This window comes from Fodinibacter luteus, from assembly GCF_039541575.1.
Classification (GTDB): domain Bacteria; phylum Actinomycetota; class Actinomycetes; order Actinomycetales; family Dermatophilaceae; genus Fodinibacter; species Fodinibacter luteus.
The window spans coordinates 1-20,558 of record NZ_BAABGM010000025.1 but is presented as its reverse complement, the minus strand read 5'-3'; the positions used below and the strand labels follow the sequence as shown (position 1 = coordinate 20,558).

The window sequence follows — 20,558 nt, the reverse complement described above, 5'->3', positions numbered from 1 at the left end:
GATGCTCGCACTGCCGGAGGTCGTCTCGCTCGTCGCCGAGACGACCGACAACCCGAGGGCCGACTTCAGCGACACCCCGCTGTGGCTCAGCCTCGTCAAGGCGTTGCTCATCTTCGTCTACCTCCTCCTGTCGACCCTGCTCGTCATCTGGTTCGAGCGCCGGGTCATCGGTCGGATGCAGCAGCGCCCCGGGCCGAACCGCAACGGTCCGTTCGGGCTGCTCCAGACCCTCGCCGACGGCATGAAGTCGATGCTCAAGGAGGACGTGCGGCCCAAGGCCGCCGACGCCTTCGTCTTCACCCTCGCGCCGCTCATCACGGCGACGATGTGCTTCGTGTCCTTCTCGATCATCCCGCTCGCGGGCGACGTGTGGATGTTCGGCCACCGCACGCCCTTCCAGCTCACCGACACCTCGGTCGCGGTCCTGCTCGTCCTCGCCGTCGCCGGCGTCGGCATCTACGGCGTCGTGCTCGCGGGCTGGTCCTCCGGGTCGACCTACCCCCTCATGGGAGGGCTGCGCGCGACGGCCCAGATGATCTCCTACGAGATCGCGATGGGGCTCTCGCTCGTCGCGGTGTTCCTCTACGCCGGCTCGATGTCGACCTCGCAGATCGTCGGTGCGCAACAGGACCTGTGGTTCATCATCCCGGCCTTCTTCAGCTTCTTCGTCTACCTCATCACGATGGTCGGCGAGACGAACCGACTGCCCTTCGACCTCGCCGAGGGCGAGGGCGAGCTCACCGGCGGCTTCCACACCGAGTACGGCTCGATGCGCTTCGCGATGTTCTTCCTCGGCGAGTACATCAACATGTTCACCGTCGCGGCGCTCGCGACGACGATGTTCCTCGGCGGCCCGGCCGCCCCTCCCGGTGTCGCGGCGATCAACGACGGCATGTTCAACGAGGGCTGGTGGGGCCTGCTGTGGTTCACCGCCAAGCTGTGGATGTTCATGTTCGTCTTCGTCTGGCTGCGCGGCTCGCTGCCGCGCGTCCGGTACGACCAGTTCATGCGCTTCGGGTGGAAGTTCCTCATCCCCGCCACCCTCGCCTGGGTCGTCCTCGTCGCCTTCTTCCGCGCCGGCCAGAACGGCTGGCTCGGTGGCAGCGTCGACGTCGCCGGCCGGCGCTTCCCGGTGACCTCGCTCTTCCTCGTCGGGGTCATCGCGGTGCTCGCCCTCGTCGGCGGCTGGCTGTGGGACCGCCGGGCCGAGGCCCAGGAGGCCGCGGCGCACCCGACGGTGCCCGACGAGGTCGACCCGTACGCGGGCGGCTACCCGGTGCCGCCCCTGCCCGGGCAGCGGCTGCGCGAGCCCTCGCTCGACGTACCCGCCCTCACGCCGGGCAGCGAGACCAAGGAGGCCGTCCGTGGCTGACGAGCAGAGGAAGTCCGGCTTCTTCTCCGACCTGTTCGCCCCCGTCGGGGGCTTCGGGGTCACCTTCTCGACGATGTTCCGCAAGGTCATCACCGAGGAGTACCCCGAGGAGAAGCGACCGACCCAGCCCCGCTTCCACGGGCGCCACCAGCTGAACCGGCACCCCGACGGCCTCGAGAAGTGCGTCGGCTGCGAGCTGTGCGCCTGGGCCTGCCCCGCCGACGCGATCCTCGTCGAGGGCGCCGACAACGACGACACCGAGGGCGGTGCCGGCCGGTTCAGCCCCGGCGAGCGGTACGGCCGCGTCTACCAGATCAACTACCTGCGGTGCATCTTCTGCGGCCTGTGCATCGAGGCGTGCCCGACCCGGGCGCTCACGATGACGAACGAGTACGAGCTCGCCGACGACAACCGCGCCGACCTCATCTTCACCAAGGAGCAGCTGCTCGCGCCGCTCCAGCAGGGGATGCTCACCCCGCCCTTCCCCATGGCCGACGGCATGGAGGAGCGCGACTACTACCTCGGGAAGGTCACCGCGCCCACCGACTCGCAGCGCGAGTACGTCGCGGAGCACTCCCGCCACAGCGACGACGCGGAGGTGACCTCGTGACCGGCACCGGTGAGCAGGTCCTGTTCTGGGTGCTCGGGCCGCTCGCGGTCGTCGGGGCCCTCGGCCTGGTCTTCGCCAAGAAGGCCGTCCACGCGGCCCTCGGCATGGCGATGACGATGATCATCCTCGGCGTCTTCTACATCGCCCAGGGGGCCGACTTCCTCGGCATCATCCAGATCTTCGTCTACACCGGCGCGGTCATGATGCTCTTCCTCTTCGTCCTCATGCTCATCGGCGTCGACTCCTCCGACAGCCTCGTCGAGACCCTGCCCGGCCAGCGGTGGGTCACCGTGCTGCTCAGCCTCGGGCTCGGCGGCATCCTCGTCTCGGCGATCGGCCGGGTCTCGTTCGACGACCCCGTCGGCGTGGCCACCGTCAACGCCGAGGTCGGGAACGTCTCCGGTGTCGCTCAGCTCATCTTCGGCCGGTACGTGTGGGTCTTCGAGATGACGAGCGCGCTGCTCATCACCGCCGCGGTCGGCGCGATGGTGCTCGCCCACCGCGAGCGGCTCGGCAGGGGCCCCAACCAGCGCGAGTGGAGCAAGCGGCGGTTCCAGGGCGGTGAGCACCTGGCCGGCCTGCCCGCCCCGGGTGTCTACGCGCGGCACAACGCCGTCGACACCCCGGCGCTGCTGCCCGACGGCACGCCGTCGGACCTGTCGATCTCGCGGGTGCTCGTCGCGCGCGACCAGGACCGCTCACCCGAGGTGCACCGCGAGGCCGGCGCCCGCATCGAGCGCGAGATGCAGGAGGAGAGCGAGCGATGAGCCTGGTCAACTACATCTACCTGGCGACGATCCTGTTCGTCATCGGCGGGGCCACGGTGCTGACCCGCCGCAACGCGATCATCGTCTTCATGGGCGTCGAGCTCATGCTCAACGCCGCGAACCTCGTCTTCGTCACGTTCGCCCGGATGCACGGCGTGCTCGACGGCCAGGCCATCGCCCTCTTCGTCATGGTGGTGGCGGCGGCGGAGGTCGTCGTCGGGCTCGCCATCATCATGGCGATCTTCCGTTCCCGCCGGTCGGCCTCGGTCGACGACGCGAACCTGCTGAAGCTGTAAGGAGCACCAGTGACCTCACTCATCACCGAGGGCAGCGGGCTGGCCGCGGTCGACGCGAGCGGAGCATCCGCGTTCGCGTGGCTGCTCATCGCCCTGCCCCTGCTCGGTGCCGCCGTGCTCCTGCTCGGGGGGCGACGCACCGACCGGGTCGGGCCGCTGCTCGCGACCGCGCTGTCGTGGGGGTCCTTCGTCGTCGGCGTCGTCGTGCTCCTCCAGCTCGTCGGCCTCGCCGCGGAGGAGCGGGCCCAGCACCTCACCCTGTGGAACTGGGTGCCCGCCGGCGCCTTCCAGCTCGACATCGGGCTGCTCGTCGACCCGCTGTCGATGAGCTTCGTCATGCTCATCACCTTCGTCGGGTCGCTCATCCACGTGTACTCGATCGGGTACATGGAGCACGACCCCGACAAGCGGCGCTTCTTCGCGTACCTCAACCTGTTCATCGCGTCGATGCTCCTGCTCGTGCTCGCCGACTCCTACCTGCTGCTCTTCGTCGGCTGGGAGGGCGTCGGCCTCGCCTCGTACCTCCTCATCGGCTTCTGGAACTGGAACCCGGCCTACGCGACCGCCGCGAACAAGGCGTTCTTCGTCAACCGGGTCGGCGACCTCGGCCTGTCGATCGCGATCATGGTCATGTTCGTCACCTTCGGCGGCGTCGACTACGCGACGGTCAACGAGGGTGTCGCCGCCGCCAACCAGGGCGCGCTCACCGCGATCGGCCTGCTCCTCCTCGTCGGCGCCGCAGGCAAGTCGGCGCAGTTCCCGCTCCAGTCGTGGCTCGGTGACGCGATGGCCGGCCCGACGCCGGTGTCCGCGCTCATCCACGCGGCGACGATGGTCACCGCCGGCGTCTACCTCGTCGTGCGCTCGAACGTCATCTACGACGCGACCCCCGACGCCCGCCTCGCCGTCGCCCTCGTCGGGGCGATCACCCTCATCTTCGGGGCGGTCGTCGGCTGCGCCAAGGACGACATCAAGAAGGCCCTCGCCGCGTCGACGATGAGCCAGATCGGCTACATGATGCTCGCGGCCGGCCTCGGCCCCGTCGGGTACGCCTTCGCGATCTTCCACCTGCTGACCCACGGCTTCTTCAAGGCCGGGATGTTCCTCGGCGCCGGGTCGGTCATGCACGGGATGAACGACGAGGTCAACATGCGCCGCTACGGCGGGCTGTCGACGGTCATGAAGATCACCTGGGTCACCTTCGGGCTGGGCTGGCTCGCGATCCTCGGTGTGCCGCCGTTCTCCGGCTTCTGGTCCAAGGACAAGGTCATCGAGGCCGCGTTCGTCGGCGAGGGCTGGCAGCCGTGGGTGCTCGGCGGTGCCGCGCTCGTCGGTGCCGGCATCACGGCGTTCTACATGTCCCGCCTGTTCTTCATGACCTTCCACGGCGAGCGACGCTGGGCCGACGACGCCCACCCGCACGAGTCGCCCCGCACGATGACGGTGCCGATGATCGTGCTCGCCGTCGGGTCGGCGTTCCTCGGCCTCGTCCTCGGGCCGACGAACCTTCTCAACGAATGGCTCGCGCCCGTCGTCGGCGAGCACGGCGAGGAGCACCCGGTGCTGCCGGTCCCCGTCATCATGGGCCTCACCCTCGTCCTCGTCGCCGCCGGCGCCTACCTCGCGTGGACGCGCTACGCGAAGGACGTCGTGCCGGAGGTCGCGCCGCGGGGCTCGGTGCTCACCCGCGCGGCCCGCCAGGACCTGTACCAGGACGCCATCAACGAGGGCCTGTTCATGCGCCCCGGCATCCACCTGACCCGTGGGCTCGTCTTCGCCGACGCGCGCGGTGTCGACGGTGCCGCGGGCGGTCTGGCCGCCTTCGTCGGCGGGCTGTCCTCGAGGCTGCGTCGCCTCCAGACCGGCTACGCCCGGTCGTATGCCCTGACGATGCTCACCGGTGTCGTCACCGTCCTCGGCGCTCTGTGGGTGATCCAGTGAACTCCCTGCCCCTGCTCACCCTGATGATGGTCGTGCCGCTCGTCGGCGCGCTCGTCGTCGCCGCGCTCCCGGGGGAGTCGGCCCGCCACGCGAAGCCGGTGGCGCTCGGGTTCTCGCTCGTGACGCTGCTCCTCGCGGTGCTCGCCTGGGTGCGCTTCGACGCCGGCTCCACCGAGCAGTTCCAGCTCGCCGAGGTCCACCCGTGGATCCCGCAGTTCGGGGTCTCGTACGCCGTCGGCGTCGACGGCATCGCCCTGTCGCTCATCGTCATGGCGGCGATCCTCACCCCGGTCTGCCTCCTCGCGGCGTGGAACGACGTCACCGACGAGGGCTCGTCGCGCGAGAAGCGCTACTTCGCGCTCATGCTCGTGCTCGAGGCGTTCATGGTCGGGGTCTTCGCGGCCACCGACGTCTTCCTCTTCTACGTCTTCTTCGAGGCGATGCTCATCCCGGTGTACTTCCTCATCGGGATGTTCGGCGGCCCGCGGCGCCAGTACGCCGCGATGAAGTTCCTCCTGTTCTCCCTCGCCGGCGGCCTCGTCATGCTCGTGGCCGTCATCGCGGTGTACGTCGCCGGGCCCGGCGGGCCCGACGGCTTCCTCGTCGAGAACCTCACCGGCAACCTCGAGGGCTCGACGGCCGCACTGCGCTGGATGTTCGTCGGCTTCTTCGTCGCGTTCGCCGTCAAGGCCCCGATGTGGCCGGTGCACACGTGGCTCCCCGACGCCGCCACCGAGGCGCGGCCCGCGACCGCGGTGCTCCTCGTCGGCGTGCTCGACAAGGTCGGCACCTATGGGATGATCCGCTTCTGCCTCCAGCTCTTCCCCGAGGCCACGCAGTGGGCGACCCCCGTCGTCATCACGCTCGCGGTCATCTCGGTCGTCTACGGCGCGCTCCTTGCGATCGGCCAGACCGACATGATGCGGCTCATCGCGTTCACCTCGATCAGCCACTTCGGCTTCATCGTGCTCGGCATCTTCGCCCTGACGAGCGTCGGGGGCGCGGGGTCGACGCTCTACATGGTCAACCATGGCTTCTCCACGGCCGGCCTGTTCCTCCTCGCCGGCTTCCTCGTCGCCCGGCGCGGGAGCAAGCGGATCCCCGACTACGGCGGCTGGCAGCGGGTCACCCCCGTGCTCGCCGGCACCTTCCTCGTCGTCGGCCTGTCCAGCCTGGCGCTGCCCGGCCTGTCGTCGTTCGTGTCGGAGTTCCTCGTCCTGCAGGGCACGTTCATGCGCTACCAGTGGGCCGCCGTCATCGCGGCGCTCGGCATCGTGCTCGCGGCGCTCTACATCCTGCTCATGTACCAGCGCGTCATGACCGGGCCGAAGCCGGCCTTCGCGGAGGGCGAGGCCCCGCCCGACCTGTCGGTGCGCGAGCGGGTCGTCGTCGTACCGATCATCGCCTCCTTCCTGCTCCTCGGCTTCTTCCCGAAGCCGGTGCTCGACCTCCTCAACCCCGCCGTGGACCGCACGCTGCAGATCGTCGGCGTCTCGGACCCGGCGCCCGCCAACGCCTCCGGGAGTGAGAAGTGAACCCCGAGTTCCAGGCCGTCGACGTCGACTACGCCGCGATCGCGCCGATCCTCGTCGTCGCGGCGGGTGCCCTCGTCGGGGTCGTCGTCGAGGCCTTCGCACCGCGCCGGCACCGCCACGGCATCCAGGTGTGGCTCACGACGCTCACCCTCGCCGGGGCCTTCGCAGCGCTCGTCGCCTGGTCGAGCCAGTCGCACACGGTGACCCTCGGCGGGTCGGTCGTCATCGACGGTGTCTCGGTCTTCCTCATGGGCGCGCTGCTGCTCCTGTCGGTCATCAGCGTGCTCATCATGGCCGAGCGCTTCGGCGGCGTCGGCGCCGACGCCTTCACCCCGATGGGGGCCTCGACGCCGGGCTCGAGCCAGGAGGATGCCGCGACCCGCGCCGGGTACGCGACCTCCGAGGTCTTCCCGCTCACCCTCTTCGCGGTGCTCGGGATGATGGTCTTCCTCACCGCGAACGACCTCATCACGATGTTCGTCGGCCTCGAGGTGCTCTCCCTGCCGCTGTACGTCATGACCGGGCTCGCCCGCCGTCGCCGCCTGCTCTCGCAGGAGGCCGCGCTCAAGTACTTCCTCCTCGGCGCCTTCTCGAGCGCGTTCTTCCTCTTCGGGTCGGCCCTGCTCTTCGGCTACGCCGGCTCGTCCGACCTGAGCGCGATCTCCCGGGCCATCTCGACGGCATCCGGCGACCTCGAGGGGCTGCTCGTCCCCGGCGTCGTGCTCGTGCTCGTCGGGCTGCTCTTCAAGGTCGGCGCCGTGCCGTTCCACTCGTGGACCCCCGACGCCTACCAGGGCGCCCCGACGCCGGTCACCGGGTTCATGGCCGCCTGCACGAAGCTCGCCGCCTTCGGCGTCATCCTGCGGGTCACCTTCGTCGCGGTCGGCGCCAACCGGTGGGACTGGCAGGACGGCGTCTACGTCATCGCCGTCCTCACGATGGTCGTCGGTGCCGTGCTCTCGGTGACCCAGACCGACGTCAAGCGCCTCCTCGCCTACTCCTCGATCGCCCACGCGGGCTTCATCCTCGTCGGTGTCCTCGCCTTCTCGCAGGCGGCGATCGGCGGCGTCATGTTCTACCTCGTCGCCTACGGCTTCGCCACGATCGCGGCGTTCGGCATCATCGCCATGGTGCGCCAGGGCGGCTCGGAGGCCTCGCACCTGTCGCAGTGGGCCGGCCTCGGCCGGCGGCACCCGGTCGTCGCGGGCGCCTTCAGCTTCCTCCTCCTCGCGTTCGCGGGCATCCCACTGACGTCGGGGTTCACGGCGAAGTTCGCGGCGTTCGCGCCCGCCGTCGAGGCAGGGCCGGGCGGGGCCGTCCTCGTCCTCATCGCCGTGCTCGCGTCGGCCGTCACCGCGTTCGTCTACGTCCGCCTCATCGTCCTCATGTACTTCACCGACGCCACCGGGGACGAGGTCGTCGCCCTCACCCCGTCGGTGCCGTCGACGATCGGCATCACGGTCGGCGTCCTCGCGACCGTCGTCCTCGGCATCGTCCCCGGGTTCGCCCTCGACCTCGCGAGCTCGGCCTCCGAGTTCCTCCTGTGACCCCGGTGACGGCGGAACCGACGCAACGCGGCACCCCCTCGGTGCTCGAGCTGCCCGGGGCCTCCGAGCGGCTGCGAAGCCGCCTCGCCGACGGGCTCACCGCCGTCAACGCGCTCATCACGGCGCGCGTCGACCACGACGACCCGTTCATCGCCGAGGCGGGCTCGCACCTCACGGCGGCCGGCGGCAAGCGGTTCCGGCCCCTGCTCACGCTGCTCGCGGCCGAGCTCGGCGCCGGCATCGACGAGCGGGTCGTCGCGGCGGCCGCGGGGGTCGAGCTCACCCACCTCGCCTCGCTCTACCACGACGACGTCATGGACGAGGCCGACGTGCGCCGCGGTGCCCCGAGCGCCAACGCGGCCTACGGCAACTCCACGGCGATCCTCGTCGGTGACCTGCTCTTCGGCACGGCCTCCGACATCGTGGCCGACCTCGGTCCCGAGGCCGTCAAGATCCAGGCCCAGACCTTCGTGCGGCTGTGCTCCGGCCAGATCCGCGACGACCGGCCGTGCCCCGCGGGCACCGACCCGGTCGACTACTACCTCGGGGTGCTCGCCGACAAGACCGGCGTGCTCATCGCCACGGCCGCCCGCTACGGCGCGATGTTCTCGGGTTGCGACGCCGCCACGGTCGAGACGATGCGTGACTTCGGGGAGCGGCTCGGCGTGGCCTTCCAGCTCGCCGACGACCTCATCGACATCGAGTCCGAGGCCGACGAGACCGGCAAGACCCCGGGCACCGACCTGCGCGAGGGCAAGCGGACCCTGCCCGTGCTCTACGTCCTCGGGTCGCCCGACCCCGCCGACGCACGCCTGCGCGACCTGCTCACCGGGGACCTCACCGATGACGCCCGGCTCGACGAGGCCCTGCGCCTGCTGCGTGTCCACCCCGCGATGGACCGGGCCCGCGAGCACACCTACGCCGTGGCGCGCGAGGCGCAGGACGTGCTCGCCACCCTGCCCGACAGCGACGCCCGCGACGCCCTCCACGCCCTCGCCACCGGTGTCGTCACGCGCGTCGGCTGATCCGCACTGCTCCTTGCGTCCGGCACCTTGGGGGCCAGGTCCCCCAAGGTGCCGGACGTTGCGCCAGACTGCTGCGCTGCGTCCGGCAGGTTGGGGGTCAGGACCCCCGGGGCGCCGGACGTTGCGGTGGGTAGGGTCGGTCCGTGGACCCCTGGGAGCGCGCGACGTCCGGGCTGCCGGCCCCCCTCGTCGCCGTCGACCTCGACGCCTTCGACGCGAACGCCGACGACCTGCTCGCCCGCGCCGCGGGCCTTCCCGTCCGGGTCGCCTCGAAGTCGGTGCGCTGCCGCGCCCTGCTCGAACGCGTGCTCGCGCGCCCCGGGTTCGCCGGTGTCATGGCGTACGCCGTGGCCGAGGCGGTGTGGCTGGCCTCCTCGGGGGTGCGTGACGTGTTCGTCGCGTACCCGTCGGTCGACGTCGAGGCGATCCGCGCGGTCGCGGCCGACGACCGGCTGCGGGCCGAGGTCACGCTGACGGTCGACTCGGTCGAGCACGTGCGCTGGCTGCGCGACACGCTCGGTGCGCAGGTCGCGGGGCTCGGGGTCGCCCTCGACGTCGACGCCTCGGTGCGCGTCGGGCGGCTCCACCTCGGGGTCCGGCGGTCGCCGACCCGCACGCCGGCGCAGGCGCTCGCCGTCGTGCGCGCCGCCCTCGGTGTGGGGCTCGACGTGCGGGGGGTGATGACCTACGACGCGCAGGTCGCGGGCCTGCCGGATGCCGGCCCGCACGTCCGCGCCCTCAAGCGGCGGTCAGTGGGCGAGCTGGCGCACCGACGCCGCGACGTCGTCGAGGCCGTCCGCGGCGAGGTCGACCTGCGGTTCGTCAACGCGGGCGGCACCGGCAGCCTCCACCTGTTCCGCGACGACCCCGTCGTCACCGAGCTGGCCGCGGGCTCGGGCCTGTACGCCCCGACGCTCTTCGACGGCTACGACGGGTTCTCCCCGAGGCCGGCGATGGCGTTCGCCCTGCCCGTCGTGCGCCGCCCCGCACGCGGCGTCGTCACCGCCTTCGGCGGCGGGTACGTCGCGAGCGGGGAGCCGGGCTGGTCACGGGTGCCGTCGCCGGTGCGCCGCGGCCTGGCGCTGCTGCGCACCGAGGCGGCCGGCGAGGTGCAGACGCCGCTGCGCGGGGACGACGCAGACGCGCTGCGGCTCGGCGACCGGGTCTGGCTGCGTGGGGCCAAGGCGGGGGAGCTGCTCGAGCGCTTCGACACGGTGCGGCTCGTGCGCGGCGGGGCCCTCGTCGCCTCGGTGCCCTCGTACCGGGGGGAGGGGCGCAACTTCGGATGACGCTCTGGCGCAACTGGGCCGGCACCGTGACCGCGTCTCCTCGCGAGGTCGTGCACGCGGGAACGGTGGATGCCGTCGCGGCGGCGGTCACGCGGGCGGCATCCGCCGGGCTCACCGTGCGGGTCGCCGGCTCGGGCCACTCCTTCACCCCGCTCGTCGCCACGGACGGGCTGCTGCTGCACGTCGACGAGCTGAGCGGGGTCACCGCCGTCGACCGCGAAAGGGGCCGGGTGCGGGTCCTCGGCGGGACCCCCCTCCACGTGCTCAACCCGGCGCTCCAGCGGCTCGGCCTGGCGCTGCCCAACCTCGGCGACATCGACCGCCAGACGATCAGCGGCGCGATCGCCACCGGGACGCACGGCACGGGGATGCGGCGGCAGGGCATCGCGTCCGCGGTGTGCGGGCTGACCCTCGTGCTCGCCGACGGCTCGACGCTGACCTGCTCGGTCGAGGTGGACCCGGAGGTGTTCGCGGCCGCCCGGGTGGGGCTCGGCGCGCTCGGCGTCGTCGTCGAGGTCGAGCTGCAGTGCGTCCCCGCGTTCCGCCTCCACGCCAAGGAGTCGGCGCAGGCCCTCTCGAGGCTCCTGCCGCGCCTGCAGGCCGAGGTCGACGGGCACGACCACGTCGACGTGCTCTGGTTCCCGCACACCGACCGCGTCAGCGTCAAGCGCAACGACGTCGTCGGGGCGCACGAGGGGCCCGGGCCCCTCACCCCGTGGCGGGCCCGGCTCGACGACGAGCTGCTCGCGAACGGGGTGTTCGAGGCGACCAACCGGCTGGCCGCCGCGCTGCCGGCATCCGTGCCGGTGGTCAACGAGGTCGCCGCGCGCCTGCTCGGCGCACGTGAGTTCGCCGACGACTCGTGGCGGGTGTTCTGCTCGTCGCGGCGGGTGCGGTTCGTCGAGAGCGAGTACGCCGTGCCACGGGCGTCGGTCGGGGCCGTCATCGGCGAGCTGCGGTCGTGGTTCGAGCGCACCCGGGCCCCCGTGCCGTTCCCGGTCGAGCTGCGCTTCGTCGGCGCCGACGACGTGTGGCTCTCGACGGCGTTCGAGCGGGACAGCGGCTACGTCGCCGTGCACCAGTACCACCGGATGGACCCGGCCCCGCTCTTCGCCGCGTTCGAGGCGATCGTCGCCGAGCACGCGGGGCGGCCGCACTGGGGCAAGGTGCACACCCTCGGGGCCCAGCGGCTGCGCGACCTCTACCCGCGGTTCGAGCCCTTCCGGGCCGTGCGCGAGCGCCTCGACCCGGGCCGCGTGTTCACGAACGCGCACGTGCGCCACCTCCTCGGCGACTGAGCGGCCCGGGGCCTGTGCGGCTTCCCCCGGCAGGCCCGACGGTCTAGGGTCGGGCCGATCGGAGGTGGCGGCCCATGTCGGACGAGCGAGCTCGAGCACCCCGGATGCCGCCGCGCTGGTTCGTCGTCACGGCCTGGTACGTGCACCGTGCGATCTACCGCGGCACCCGCGGGCGGCTCGGCCTGTGGCGGCCTCGGCCCGGCCGCTGGGGCACCCTGCGCCTCACGACGACCGGCCGGCGCTCCGGGCAGCCACGCAGCGTCATCCTCGGGTACTACGAGGACGGCCCCGACCTGGTCACCCTCGCCATGAACGGGTGGGCCGAGGGGGAGCCCGCGTGGTGGCTCAACCTGCGGGCCCATCCCGACGCCGAGGTCGTCCTCAGGGGCGAGGTCCGGCAGGTCACCGGCCGTGCGGCGCACGGCGCCGAGCGCGAGCGCCTCTGGGCGCGGTGGCGCGAGATCGACGAGGGCCTCGACGCGCTGGCCGCGAGGCGGTCGTCCGAGACGGCCGTCGTCGTCCTCGAGCCGCGGGATGCCGTGCCGCGTTAACTCTTGACTCGTTCCAGATCTGCCGCCAGACTGCAGGCGTGCCTCACACCCCCGACGTCGAGCAGGTGCTGCGCGACGCGTCGCTGCGGGTGACCCGGCCCCGGGTGGCCGTGCTCTCCGCCGTCCGCGAGCACCCGCACGCGACGACCGACGTCGTCATCGACCTCGTCCGCAGCGACCTCGGCGAGGTGTCGCACCAGGCCGTCTACGACGTGCTCCGGGCGCTCACGAGCGCGGGACTGCTCCGGCGGATCCAGCCGGCGGGGTCCGTTGCCCGGTACGAGAGCAGGGTCGGTGACAACCACCACCACGCGGTCTGCCGCTCGTGCGGCGCGATCGCCGACGTCGACTGCGCGGTGGGGCACACCCCCTGCCTCACGGCATCCGACGACGTGGGCTTTCGCATCGACGAGGCCGAGGTCGTCTACTGGGGCCTGTGCGCCCGGTGCGGGGGCCACCCGACGAGCTGACCGGCATCCCACCACCCGAGACCCGACGAACCCACCGACCGACGCACAACGAACAGGAGAGAGCGACGTGAGCGACGTGACCACCAACGGCGTGACGGACCAGGGGAGCGAGAGCGAGAACCCGGCGATCGACGCCCCCACCCCGAACCCCCACCGGCCCAGGACGAACCAGGACTGGTGGCCGAACCAGATCGACCTGTCGGTGCTGCACCGGCACTCGCCCGCCACCAACCCGCTCGACGCCGACTTCGACTACGCGGCGCAGGTCGCCGAGCTCGACGTCGAGGCCCTCAAGCGCGACATCGTCGAGGTCATGACGACCTCGCAGGACTGGTGGCCGGCCGACTTCGGGCACTACGGCCCGCTCTTCATCCGGATGAGCTGGCACGCCGCCGGCACCTACCGCATCTGGGACGGGCGCGGCGGGGCCGGTGACGGGCAGCAGCGCTTCGCGCCCCTCAACAGCTGGCCCGACAACGCCAACCTCGACAAGGCCCGCCGTCTCCTGTGGCCGGTCAAGCAGAAGTACGGCCAGAAGGTCTCGTGGGCCGACCTCCTCGTCCTGGCCGGCAACGTCGCCCTCGAGGACATGGGCTTCGAGACCTTCGGGTTCGCCTTCGGCCGGCGCGACGTCTGGGAGCCGGAGGAGGTGTTCTGGGGCTCCGAGGACGCGTGGCTCGGCGACGCCCGCTACAGCGGCGACCGCGAGCTGGCGAGCCCGTTCGGCGCCGTGCAGATGGGGCTCATCTACGTCAACCCCGAGGGTCCCAACGGCGAGCCCGACCCGGTGAAGTCGGCGCGCGACATCCGCGAGACCTTCGCCCGGATGGCCATGAACGACGAGGAGACCGTCGCGCTCATCGCCGGCGGCCACACCTTCGGCAAGACGCACGGCGCGGGCGACCCCGACCTCGTCGGGCCCGAGCCCGAGGGCTGCCCGGTCGAGCACCAGGGCCTGGGCTGGAAGTCGTCGTACGGCACCGGCAAGGGCGACGACACGATGACCTCGGGCCTCGAGGTCACGTGGACCTACCACCCGACCCGGTGGGACAACGAGTTCTTCCACATCCTGTTCGCCTACGACTGGGAGCTCACGAAGTCCCCGGCCGGTGCCCACCAGTGGAGCCCGAGGAACGGCGCCGGCTCGGACATGGTGCCCGGCGCGCACGACGCCACTCGCCGGCGCGAGCCGCGGATGCTCACCTCGGACCTCGCCCTGCGCTTCGACCCCGAGTACGAGAAGATCTCCCGCCGCTTCCACGAGAACCCCGAGGAGTTCCGGCTCGCCTTCGCCAAGGCCTGGTACAAGCTCCTCCACCGCGACATGGGCCCGATCGAGCGCTACCTCGGCCCGTGGGTGCCGGAGCCGCAGCTCTGGCAGGACCCCGTGCCGCCCGTCGACCACGAGCTCGTCTCGGACGCCGACGTCGCCGCCCTCAAGGAGGCCGTCCTCGGCGCCGGCCTGAGCGTGCAGCAGCTCGTGCGCACGGCGTGGGCCTCGGCGGCCAGCTTCCGCGGCACCGACAAGCGCGGCGGCGCGAACGGCGCCCGGATCCGGCTCGAGCCGCAGCGTGGCTGGGAGTCCAACGACGCCGCCGAGCTCGACACCGTGCTCGGTGCGCTCGAGCGGGTCAAGGCGGACTTCGACGCGCAGGGCGGGGCGAAGATCTCGCTCGCCGACCTCATCGTGCTCGCCGGCTCGGCCGCGGTCGAGCAGGCGGCCCGCGACGCGGGCCACGAGGTGACCGTGCCGTTCCGCCCCGGGCGCACCGACGCCACCCAGGAGCTGACCGACACCGAGTCCTTCCGGGTGCTCGAGCCGCGGGCCGACGGGTTCCGCAACTACCTGCGCCCCGGCGAGAAGCTCTCCCCCGAGACGCTCCTGCTCGACCGGGCGAACCTGCTCAACCTGTCGGCCCCGCAGATGACCGTGCTCGTCGGCGGCATGCGGGCGATGGGGGCGAACACGGGCGACTCCGACCTCGGCGTGCTCACCGAGCGCAGGGGCCAGCTGACGAACGACTTCTTCCGCACTCTCCTCGCGCCGGGCACCGAGTGGTCGGTCTCGAAGTCCACCGAGAACGTCTACGACGGCCGTGACGTCGCGACGGGCGAGGTGAGGTGGCAGGCGACGGCGGTCGACCTCGTCTTCGGCTCGCACTCGCAGCTGCGCGCGATCGCCGAGGTCTACGCGAGCGAGGACGCCGGGGAGAAGTTCGTCCGCGACTTCGTCGCCGCGTGGGCCAAGGTCATGGAGCTCGACCGCTTCGACCTGCACCCCTGACCCCGGCGGGGAGAGGCTGGGCCCGGGCGCCGTCGAGCGCCCGGGCCCGGTCGCCCTGCCGGGACCGCTCGGACGCCGGGACCGCCAGGCCGCCGGGGGGACCGCCGTCACGGCTGCGACGGGACGTCCACCCCTCCCGGGTGATGCCGACGGGCCGCCACCGCGGGGACGATCGTCCCGGCGGGTGCCGACGAGCGGCGGCCCGCGAGCACAGGCGAGGGCGGCGAGAATGACCCCACCGAAGGCGGGCGCGAACGAGCTCAAGGACATCGGCTACGAGATCTTCGTGGGCGCCGTCTCCGTGCTGTCGATCCTCAACCTCGTGCTCATCTACGCCGTGCGGGACCCGAGCCTGGACACGGTCCTGCTCGTCATGAACGTCGTGCTGACCGTCATCCTCTTCGTCGACTTCCTCTACCGGCTCCTCTCGGCGCCGTCCCGGTCGGACTACCTCGTGCGGCAGCACGGCTGGGCCGACCTGCTCGCGAGCCTGCCGGTCCAGCAGCTGAAGATCCTGCGCATCTTCCGCCTCGTGCGGGTGTTCCGGCTGCTGCGGGCGAACGGCATCCGGGTCATCGGCAACCGGCTGATGCGCAACCGGGCCGGCAGCGCCCTGCTCACCCTGCTCCTCATGGGCATCCTCGTGCTCGAGTTCGGCAGCCTGTGGATGCTCGCCCTCGAGCAGGGCGCACCGGACGCGAACATCACGACGGCGTCCGACGCCATCTGGTACGTCATGGTGACGATCTCGACCGTGGGCTACGGCGACCAGTTCCCCGTGACCACCGGTGGCCGCTTCCTCGGCGCCCTCGTCATCGTCATCGGGGTCGGCATCTTCGGCACCTTCACGGGCTACCTCGCCAACCTCTTCCTCGCCCCCAAGCCGCCGCGTCGGGTCGAGCCGGGCGACGACACCCGCCAGCGGGTCGAGCACCTGCGTGCGCTGCTCGTGGAACAACAGGCCGCCATCGACGAGCTCGACGGCATCCTGCGCCGCCGACCCTCGGACCCGGACTCCGGCTGAGCCGCCGCGCGGCACCCGGGGTGTTTCGGGTCACCCGATGAGCCCCAGCCTTGCAGGACAACACGTGTCGGGTTGAGTGGGGGTGTGCCCGTTGAGTGCCGAAGGGCAGGTTCGGCGCTCATGGGCAGGGTTCGGCCACCTCCGGGACGTTCGGCTCGTCCGGCTCGAGGGCGCGGCGCTCGCTCCGTGTCGTGCGTGCCGCGCGCAGCGAGTCGACGGTGAGCACGACGAGGGCGACCCAGACGATGCCGAAGCCGACCCAGTGCGGCGTGGAGACGGTCTCGTCGAGGACGACGACCCCCACGACGAGCTGGAGGACCGGGGTGATGAACTGCAGGAGGCCGATCGTCACGAGGGGGATGCGCCGGGCCGCGGCCGCGAAGAAGAGCAACGGCACCGCGGTCACCACCCCCGAGGCGACGAGCAGCGCGGTGTGCGCGCCACCGTGCCCGAGGAAGGTCGTCCCCCCGGTGACGAGGAGGACCGTGAGGATCGCCACCGCGAACGGGGTCATGACCGCGGTCTCCGCGACGAGGGAGTGCAGCGCGTCGAGCGACCTGCCGACCTTCTTCTTCACGAGGCCGTACGTGCCGAACGACAGGGCGAGCACGACGGCGATCCACGGGAACGCGCCGCCACCGACGGCCATGACGACGACCGCGAGGAGGCCGATGCCGACCGCCGCCCACTGCAGGGGCCGCAGCCGCTCGCGGAGCACGAGCACCCCGAGGGCGATGGTGATGAGCGGGTTGAGGAAGTACCCGAGCGCCGCCTCGTAGGTGCGCTCCGTGAGCACGGCGTAGACGTAGACGACCCAGTTGAGCGAGAGCACGAGTGCGGCCGCGGTGATGCCGAGGACGAGCCGGCGGTTGCGTGCGAAGGGCCGCACCCAGGCGACGTCGCGCAATACGGCGAGGGCGAGGGCGCACACGACGAGCGTCCACACGATGCGGTGGGCGAGGATCTCCCACGCCCCCGACGGCGCGAGCGCGGCGAAGTAGATCGGGAAGGCACCCCAGATGCCGTAGGCGAGGAAGCCGTATGCCGTACCTCGCCTGACCTCCGCCTCGTCGCCGCCCGCCGTGGTCGAGCCCGACGGGGGCGGGCTCACCCGACGGTCCAGGTGTCGCGTCCGCGCAGCAGCTCGGCGAGGTCGGCGTCGGTGGCGGGCCCGCCCGCGGTGCTCACCGCCGCCTCGACCTGGTCGCGGACGAGGTCGTCGTACGTCGGGCGGGAGACCTGGCGGAAGATCCCCATGGGGACGTGCGTCATCTCGGGGGTGTCGAGCCGCGAGAGCTGGAACGCCTGGGACGGGTCGTCGAGGGTGGGGTCGTGGACGACGACGGCGCCCGACTCACCGGTGGCGGCCTCGGCCTCGGCGACGAACTTCATGGTGCCCGAGCCCTTGCGGACGAGCACCCGGCGGTCGCCTTCGGCCCCGACGGTCACCGCCTCGCCGGAGCGCAGGCGCACGATGCGGGCCTCCTGCTGGGTGCGGTCCTTGAGCACCTCGAACGCGCCGTCGTTGAAGATCGGGCAGTTCTGGTAGATCTCGACGAGCGCGGTACCGCGGTGCTCGGCGGCGGCCCTGAGGATGCCGGTCAGCTCGGCGCGGTCGGACTCCATCGCCCGCGCGACGAAGGTCGCCTCGGCGCCGAGCGCCAGGGACACCGGGTTGAACGGGGTGTCGACCGAGCCGGCCGGGGTCGACTTCGTGACCTGCCCGACCCGCGACGTGGGGGAGTACTGCCCCTTGGTCAACCCGTAGATCTGGTTGTTGAAGAGCAGGATCGTCATGTTGACGTTGCGCCGCAGGGCGTGGATGAGGTGGTTGCCGCCGATCGAGAGGGCGTCGCCGTCGCCGGTGACGACCCACACCGACAGGTCGGCGCGGCTCGTCGCGAGGCCGGTGGCGATGGCCGGCGCGCGGCCGTGGATCGAGTGCATGCCGTAGGTGTCGAGGTAGTACGGGAAGCGCGACGAGCAGCCGATGCCGGAGACGAAGACGATGTTCTCGCGCCTCAGGCCCAGCTCGGGCAGGAAGGACTGCACCGCCGCGAGGATGACGTAGTCGCCGCAGCCCGGGCACCAGCGCACCTCCTGGTCGGAGGTGAAGTCGCGCTTGGTCTGCTTCCCGGCCTCGTCGGGGAGGTGGGGGACGGACTGGAGGCCGCTGACCGGCATCCCGATGTCCACGCTGGTCACGAGAGCTCCTCGAGGGTGGTGGAGATGACGTCGGCGAGCTCGACCGTGGAGAACGGCAGGCCGCGCACCGAGGTGTGCGACCGGACGTCGACGAGGAACTCGGCCCGCAGCAGCAGCGCGAGCTGTCCGAGGTTCATCTCGGGCACGACGACCCGGTCGTAGTCGTGGATGACCTTCGCGAGGTTCCTCGGGAAGGGGTTGAGGTGGCCCAGGTGGGCGCGGGCGACGGCCTGGCCGGCGTTGCGCACGACGCGCGTCGCGGCCGCGATCGGGCCGTAGGTCGAGCCCCAGCCGAGCACGAGCACGCGGGCGTCACCCGTCGGGTCGTCGACCTCGAGGTCGGGCACCGTGATGCCGTCGACCTTGGCCTGGCGCAACCGGGTCATCCGGTCGTGGTTGTCGGGGTCGTAGGAGATGTTGCCGGTGACGTCGGCCTTCTCGATACCGCCGATGCGGTGCTCGAGGCCCGGGGTGCCGGGCACCGCCCACGGCCGGGCGAGGGTCTGCTCGTCGCGCAGGAACGGGTGGAACGTCGGCTCGCCCTTGGGGTCGGTGCCGTTGGGCGCGTTCGCGAACGCGACGTGGAGGTCGGGGAGGTCCTCGACGCCCGGCACGCTCCACGGCTCGGAGCCGTTCGCGAGGTAGCCGTCGGACAGGAGGAAGACGGGGGTGCGGTACGTCGTGGCGATGCGCACGGCATCCATCGCGGCGTCGAAGCAGTCGGCAGGGGTGCGCGGGGCGACGATCGGCACCGGGGACTCGCCGTTGCGGCCGAACATCGCCTGGAGGAGGTCGGCCTGTTCGGTCTTGGTCGGCAGGCCGGTGGACGGGCCGCCGCGCTGCACGTCGACGATGACGAGCGGCAGCTCGAGGGAGACGGCCAGGCCGATCGTCTCCGACTTGAGGGCCACGCCGGGGCCGGACGTCGTCGTGACTCCGATCGCGCCGCCGAAGCTCGCGCCGAGGGCGATGCCGATGCCGGCGATCTCGTCCTCGGCCTGAAGGGTCGTCACGCCGTGGCGCTTCAGGGCGGCCAGCGCGTGGAGGACGTCGGATGCAGGGGTGATGGGGTACGAGCCGAGCACGAGCGGGAGCCCCGCTCGGTGCGCGGCCGCGACGAGGCCGAGCGCGAGGGCGGTGTTGCCGGTGACGTTGCGGTAGGTGCCGGGGGGCATCTTCGCGGGCGCGACGACGTACGAGGAGGCGAAGTCCTCGGTGGTCTCGCCGTAGTTCCAGCCGGCGCGCAGGGCGGCGAGGTTGGCCGCGAGGATCTCGGGTCGGGCCCCGAACTTCTTCGTGAGGAAGGCCTCGGTGCCCGTCGTGGGGCGGGTGTACATCCACGACAGGAGGCCGAGCGCGAACATGTTCTTCGCGCGCTCCTTCTCCTTGCGGCTCAGGCTGTCGAACGCGGCGAGGGCCTCGACGGTGATGCTCGTCAGGGCCAGCGGGTGGACGTGGAAGGAGTCGAGGGTGCCGTCGTCCAGGGGGCTTTGGGCGTAGCCGACCTTGGCCAGGTTGCGCGTCGTGAACTCGTCGGTGTTGACGATGACCGTCGCGCCCCGGGGGAGGTCGGAGAGGTTGGCCTTGAGGGCGGCGGGGTTCATCGCGACGAGGACGTCGGGGGCGTCGCCGGGGGTGAGGACGTCGTGGTCGGCGAAGTGCAGCTGGAAGCTCGAGACGCCGGGCAGGGTGCCCTGGGGGGCGCGGATCTCGGCGGGGAAGTTGGGCAGCGTCGACAGGTCGTTGCCCATCGTCGCGGTGTCGCTCGTGAACCGGTCGCCGGTGAGCTGCATGCCGTCACCGGAGTCGCCGGCGAAGCGGATCACCACGCGGTCGAGCGTGCGGACGGACTTGCTGCTCACTGGTCTGGTCACCCTGGTCGGTCGGCGGAGGAGGGTTGTCGTGCTGTGCCGAGGTGGGGCCGCCGAGTGCGGTCGCGGTGCCGCGGGCGCAGCGTTCTCCATCGTACGTCGCTGGAGGGGGTGGGTCGCGGGTGTCCACCGGGTGTCCTCGCGCCGTCCTCGGGGCGTCCTGGTGGCGTCCCCGGGGTGTTCGCCGGGTGCGGATCGGGCGGCTGGCGCGCGAACTTCTCGCTGGTTCGTCCACAGGGCGGGCGGTTGGTTGTCGTCGTCTACAGCTGGGGTGGCGGGTTCAGGTGTGGTGTCGGTGGACACCTGTACGGTTTTCTCATGGCGGGGGAACTGGGGTGTGAGGGTCCGGGCGGCAGCCCGGGGAGTGGTGTGCCGCGGCCGGTGACGGATGCCGTGCCGTCCGGCGGGGACGCCGCCGCGTCTGGTGGTGTGGTGGGGCCGGTGGTGGCGTTCCAGGGGTGGCTGGCGGGGGT

General features: G+C 71.8%; 17 protein-coding genes. 14 read left to right on the top strand and 3 right to left on the bottom strand.

Going from position 1 to position 20,558, the window contains the following annotated elements:
- Position 1: 1 nt before the first annotated feature.
- The 14 genes from nuoH to ABD899_RS16980 all read left to right on the top strand — a co-directional run bounded on the left by nuoH (position 2) and on the right by ABD899_RS16980 (position 16,009).
- Positions 2-1,372 carry an NADH-quinone oxidoreductase subunit NuoH gene (gene nuoH, locus ABD899_RS17045; RefSeq protein WP_425474992.1) on the top strand — a complete coding sequence of 457 codons (1,371 nt, stop codon included), beginning with the start codon at positions 2-4 and terminating at the stop codon, positions 1,370-1,372.
- Positions 1,365-1,982 carry an NADH-quinone oxidoreductase subunit NuoI gene (gene nuoI / locus ABD899_RS17040; RefSeq protein ID WP_345208209.1) on the top strand — a complete coding sequence of 206 codons (618 nt, stop codon included), beginning with the start codon at positions 1,365-1,367 and terminating at the stop codon, positions 1,980-1,982. The genes nuoH and nuoI overlap by 8 nt, the downstream gene beginning before the upstream one ends.
- Positions 1,979-2,749, top strand: coding sequence for an NADH-quinone oxidoreductase subunit J (locus ABD899_RS17035; protein ID WP_345208207.1), 771 nt, complete (start codon positions 1,979-1,981; stop codon positions 2,747-2,749). The genes nuoI and ABD899_RS17035 overlap by 4 nt, the downstream gene beginning before the upstream one ends.
- Positions 2,746-3,045, top strand: a complete 300-nt coding sequence (gene nuoK / locus ABD899_RS17030) for an NADH-quinone oxidoreductase subunit NuoK (protein ID WP_345208205.1) — start codon at positions 2,746-2,748, stop codon at positions 3,043-3,045. Before ABD899_RS17035 ends, nuoK begins: the two co-directional genes overlap by 4 nt.
- A gap of 9 nt (positions 3,046-3,054) precedes the next feature.
- Complete coding sequence (nuoL, locus tag ABD899_RS17025; protein WP_345208203.1) at positions 3,055-4,986, top strand: NADH-quinone oxidoreductase subunit L; 1,932 nt, start codon at positions 3,055-3,057, stop codon at positions 4,984-4,986.
- A complete protein-coding gene (locus ABD899_RS17020) occupies positions 4,983-6,521 on the top strand; it encodes an NADH-quinone oxidoreductase subunit M (protein ID WP_345208201.1) in 1,539 nt (512 codons plus the stop codon). The genes nuoL and ABD899_RS17020 overlap by 4 nt, the downstream gene beginning before the upstream one ends.
- Positions 6,518-8,068 carry an NADH-quinone oxidoreductase subunit NuoN gene (nuoN, locus tag ABD899_RS17015; protein WP_345208199.1) on the top strand — a complete coding sequence of 517 codons (1,551 nt, stop codon included), beginning with the start codon at positions 6,518-6,520 and terminating at the stop codon, positions 8,066-8,068. Before ABD899_RS17020 ends, nuoN begins: the two co-directional genes overlap by 4 nt.
- Positions 8,069-8,073: 5 nt before the next feature.
- On the top strand, positions 8,074-9,093 hold the full coding sequence (locus ABD899_RS17010) for a polyprenyl synthetase family protein (protein ID WP_345208197.1): 1,020 nt from the start codon (positions 8,074-8,076) through the stop codon (positions 9,091-9,093).
- Positions 9,094-9,236: 143 nt separating this feature from the next.
- Positions 9,237-10,382, top strand: coding sequence for an alanine racemase (locus ABD899_RS17005; RefSeq protein WP_345208195.1), 1,146 nt, complete (start codon positions 9,237-9,239; stop codon positions 10,380-10,382).
- Positions 10,379-11,680: a D-arabinono-1,4-lactone oxidase gene (locus ABD899_RS17000; RefSeq protein ID WP_345208193.1), complete on the top strand. Its 1,302-nt coding sequence runs from the start codon at positions 10,379-10,381 to the stop codon at positions 11,678-11,680. The genes ABD899_RS17005 and ABD899_RS17000 overlap by 4 nt, the downstream gene beginning before the upstream one ends.
- 74 nt (positions 11,681-11,754) lie before the next feature.
- The gene (locus ABD899_RS16995; protein WP_345208192.1) at positions 11,755-12,231 is read left to right on the top strand and encodes a nitroreductase/quinone reductase family protein; all 477 of its coding nucleotides are present in this window, start codon (positions 11,755-11,757) and stop codon (positions 12,229-12,231) included.
- 38 nt (positions 12,232-12,269) lie between these two features.
- Positions 12,270-12,701, top strand: a complete 432-nt coding sequence (locus ABD899_RS16990; RefSeq protein WP_345208190.1) for a Fur family transcriptional regulator — start codon at positions 12,270-12,272, stop codon at positions 12,699-12,701.
- A gap of 67 nt (positions 12,702-12,768) precedes the next feature.
- Complete coding sequence (gene katG, locus ABD899_RS16985) at positions 12,769-14,985, top strand: catalase/peroxidase HPI (RefSeq protein WP_425474989.1); 2,217 nt, start codon at positions 12,769-12,771, stop codon at positions 14,983-14,985.
- Positions 14,986-15,214: 229 nt separating this feature from the next.
- Positions 15,215-16,009: a potassium channel family protein gene (locus tag ABD899_RS16980; RefSeq protein ID WP_345208188.1), complete on the top strand. Its 795-nt coding sequence runs from the start codon at positions 15,215-15,217 to the stop codon at positions 16,007-16,009.
- 118 nt (positions 16,010-16,127) lie between these two features.
- Here ABD899_RS16980 and rarD read toward each other — a convergent pair whose 3' ends face one another.
- Genes rarD through ABD899_RS16965 form a run of 3 tightly spaced genes read right to left on the bottom strand, consistent with a single transcriptional unit; the run spans position 16,128 to position 20,076 of the window.
- Positions 16,128-17,120: an EamA family transporter RarD gene (rarD, locus tag ABD899_RS16975; RefSeq protein ID WP_345208186.1), complete on the bottom strand. Its 993-nt coding sequence runs from the start codon at positions 17,118-17,120 to the stop codon at positions 16,128-16,130.
- A complete protein-coding gene (locus tag ABD899_RS16970; RefSeq protein ID WP_345208452.1) occupies positions 17,117-18,193 on the bottom strand; it encodes a 2-oxoacid:ferredoxin oxidoreductase subunit beta in 1,077 nt (358 codons plus the stop codon). Before ABD899_RS16970 ends, rarD begins: the two co-directional genes overlap by 4 nt.
- A gap of 17 nt (positions 18,194-18,210) precedes the next feature.
- The gene (locus ABD899_RS16965) at positions 18,211-20,076 is read right to left on the bottom strand and encodes a 2-oxoacid:acceptor oxidoreductase subunit alpha (protein ID WP_345208184.1); all 1,866 of its coding nucleotides are present in this window, start codon (positions 20,074-20,076) and stop codon (positions 18,211-18,213) included.
- Positions 20,077-20,558 lie beyond the last annotated feature (482 nt).

Coding starts and splice junctions, on each gene's coding strand:
- ABD899_RS16970 (WP_345208452.1), bottom strand. CDS start 18,193: ATGCCGGTCAGCGGCCTCCAGTCCGTCCCCCACCTCCCCGACGAGGCC.
- ABD899_RS16995 (WP_345208192.1), top strand. CDS start 11,755: ATGTCGGACGAGCGAGCTCGAGCACCCCGGATGCCGCCGCGCTGGTTC.
- nuoK (WP_345208205.1), top strand. CDS start 2,746: ATGAGCCTGGTCAACTACATCTACCTGGCGACGATCCTGTTCGTCATC.
- ABD899_RS17000 (WP_345208193.1), top strand. CDS start 10,379: ATGACGCTCTGGCGCAACTGGGCCGGCACCGTGACCGCGTCTCCTCGC.
- nuoH (WP_425474992.1), top strand. CDS start 2: ATGCTCGCACTGCCGGAGGTCGTCTCGCTCGTCGCCGAGACGACCGAC.
- ABD899_RS16980 (WP_345208188.1), top strand. CDS start 15,215: ATGACCCCACCGAAGGCGGGCGCGAACGAGCTCAAGGACATCGGCTAC.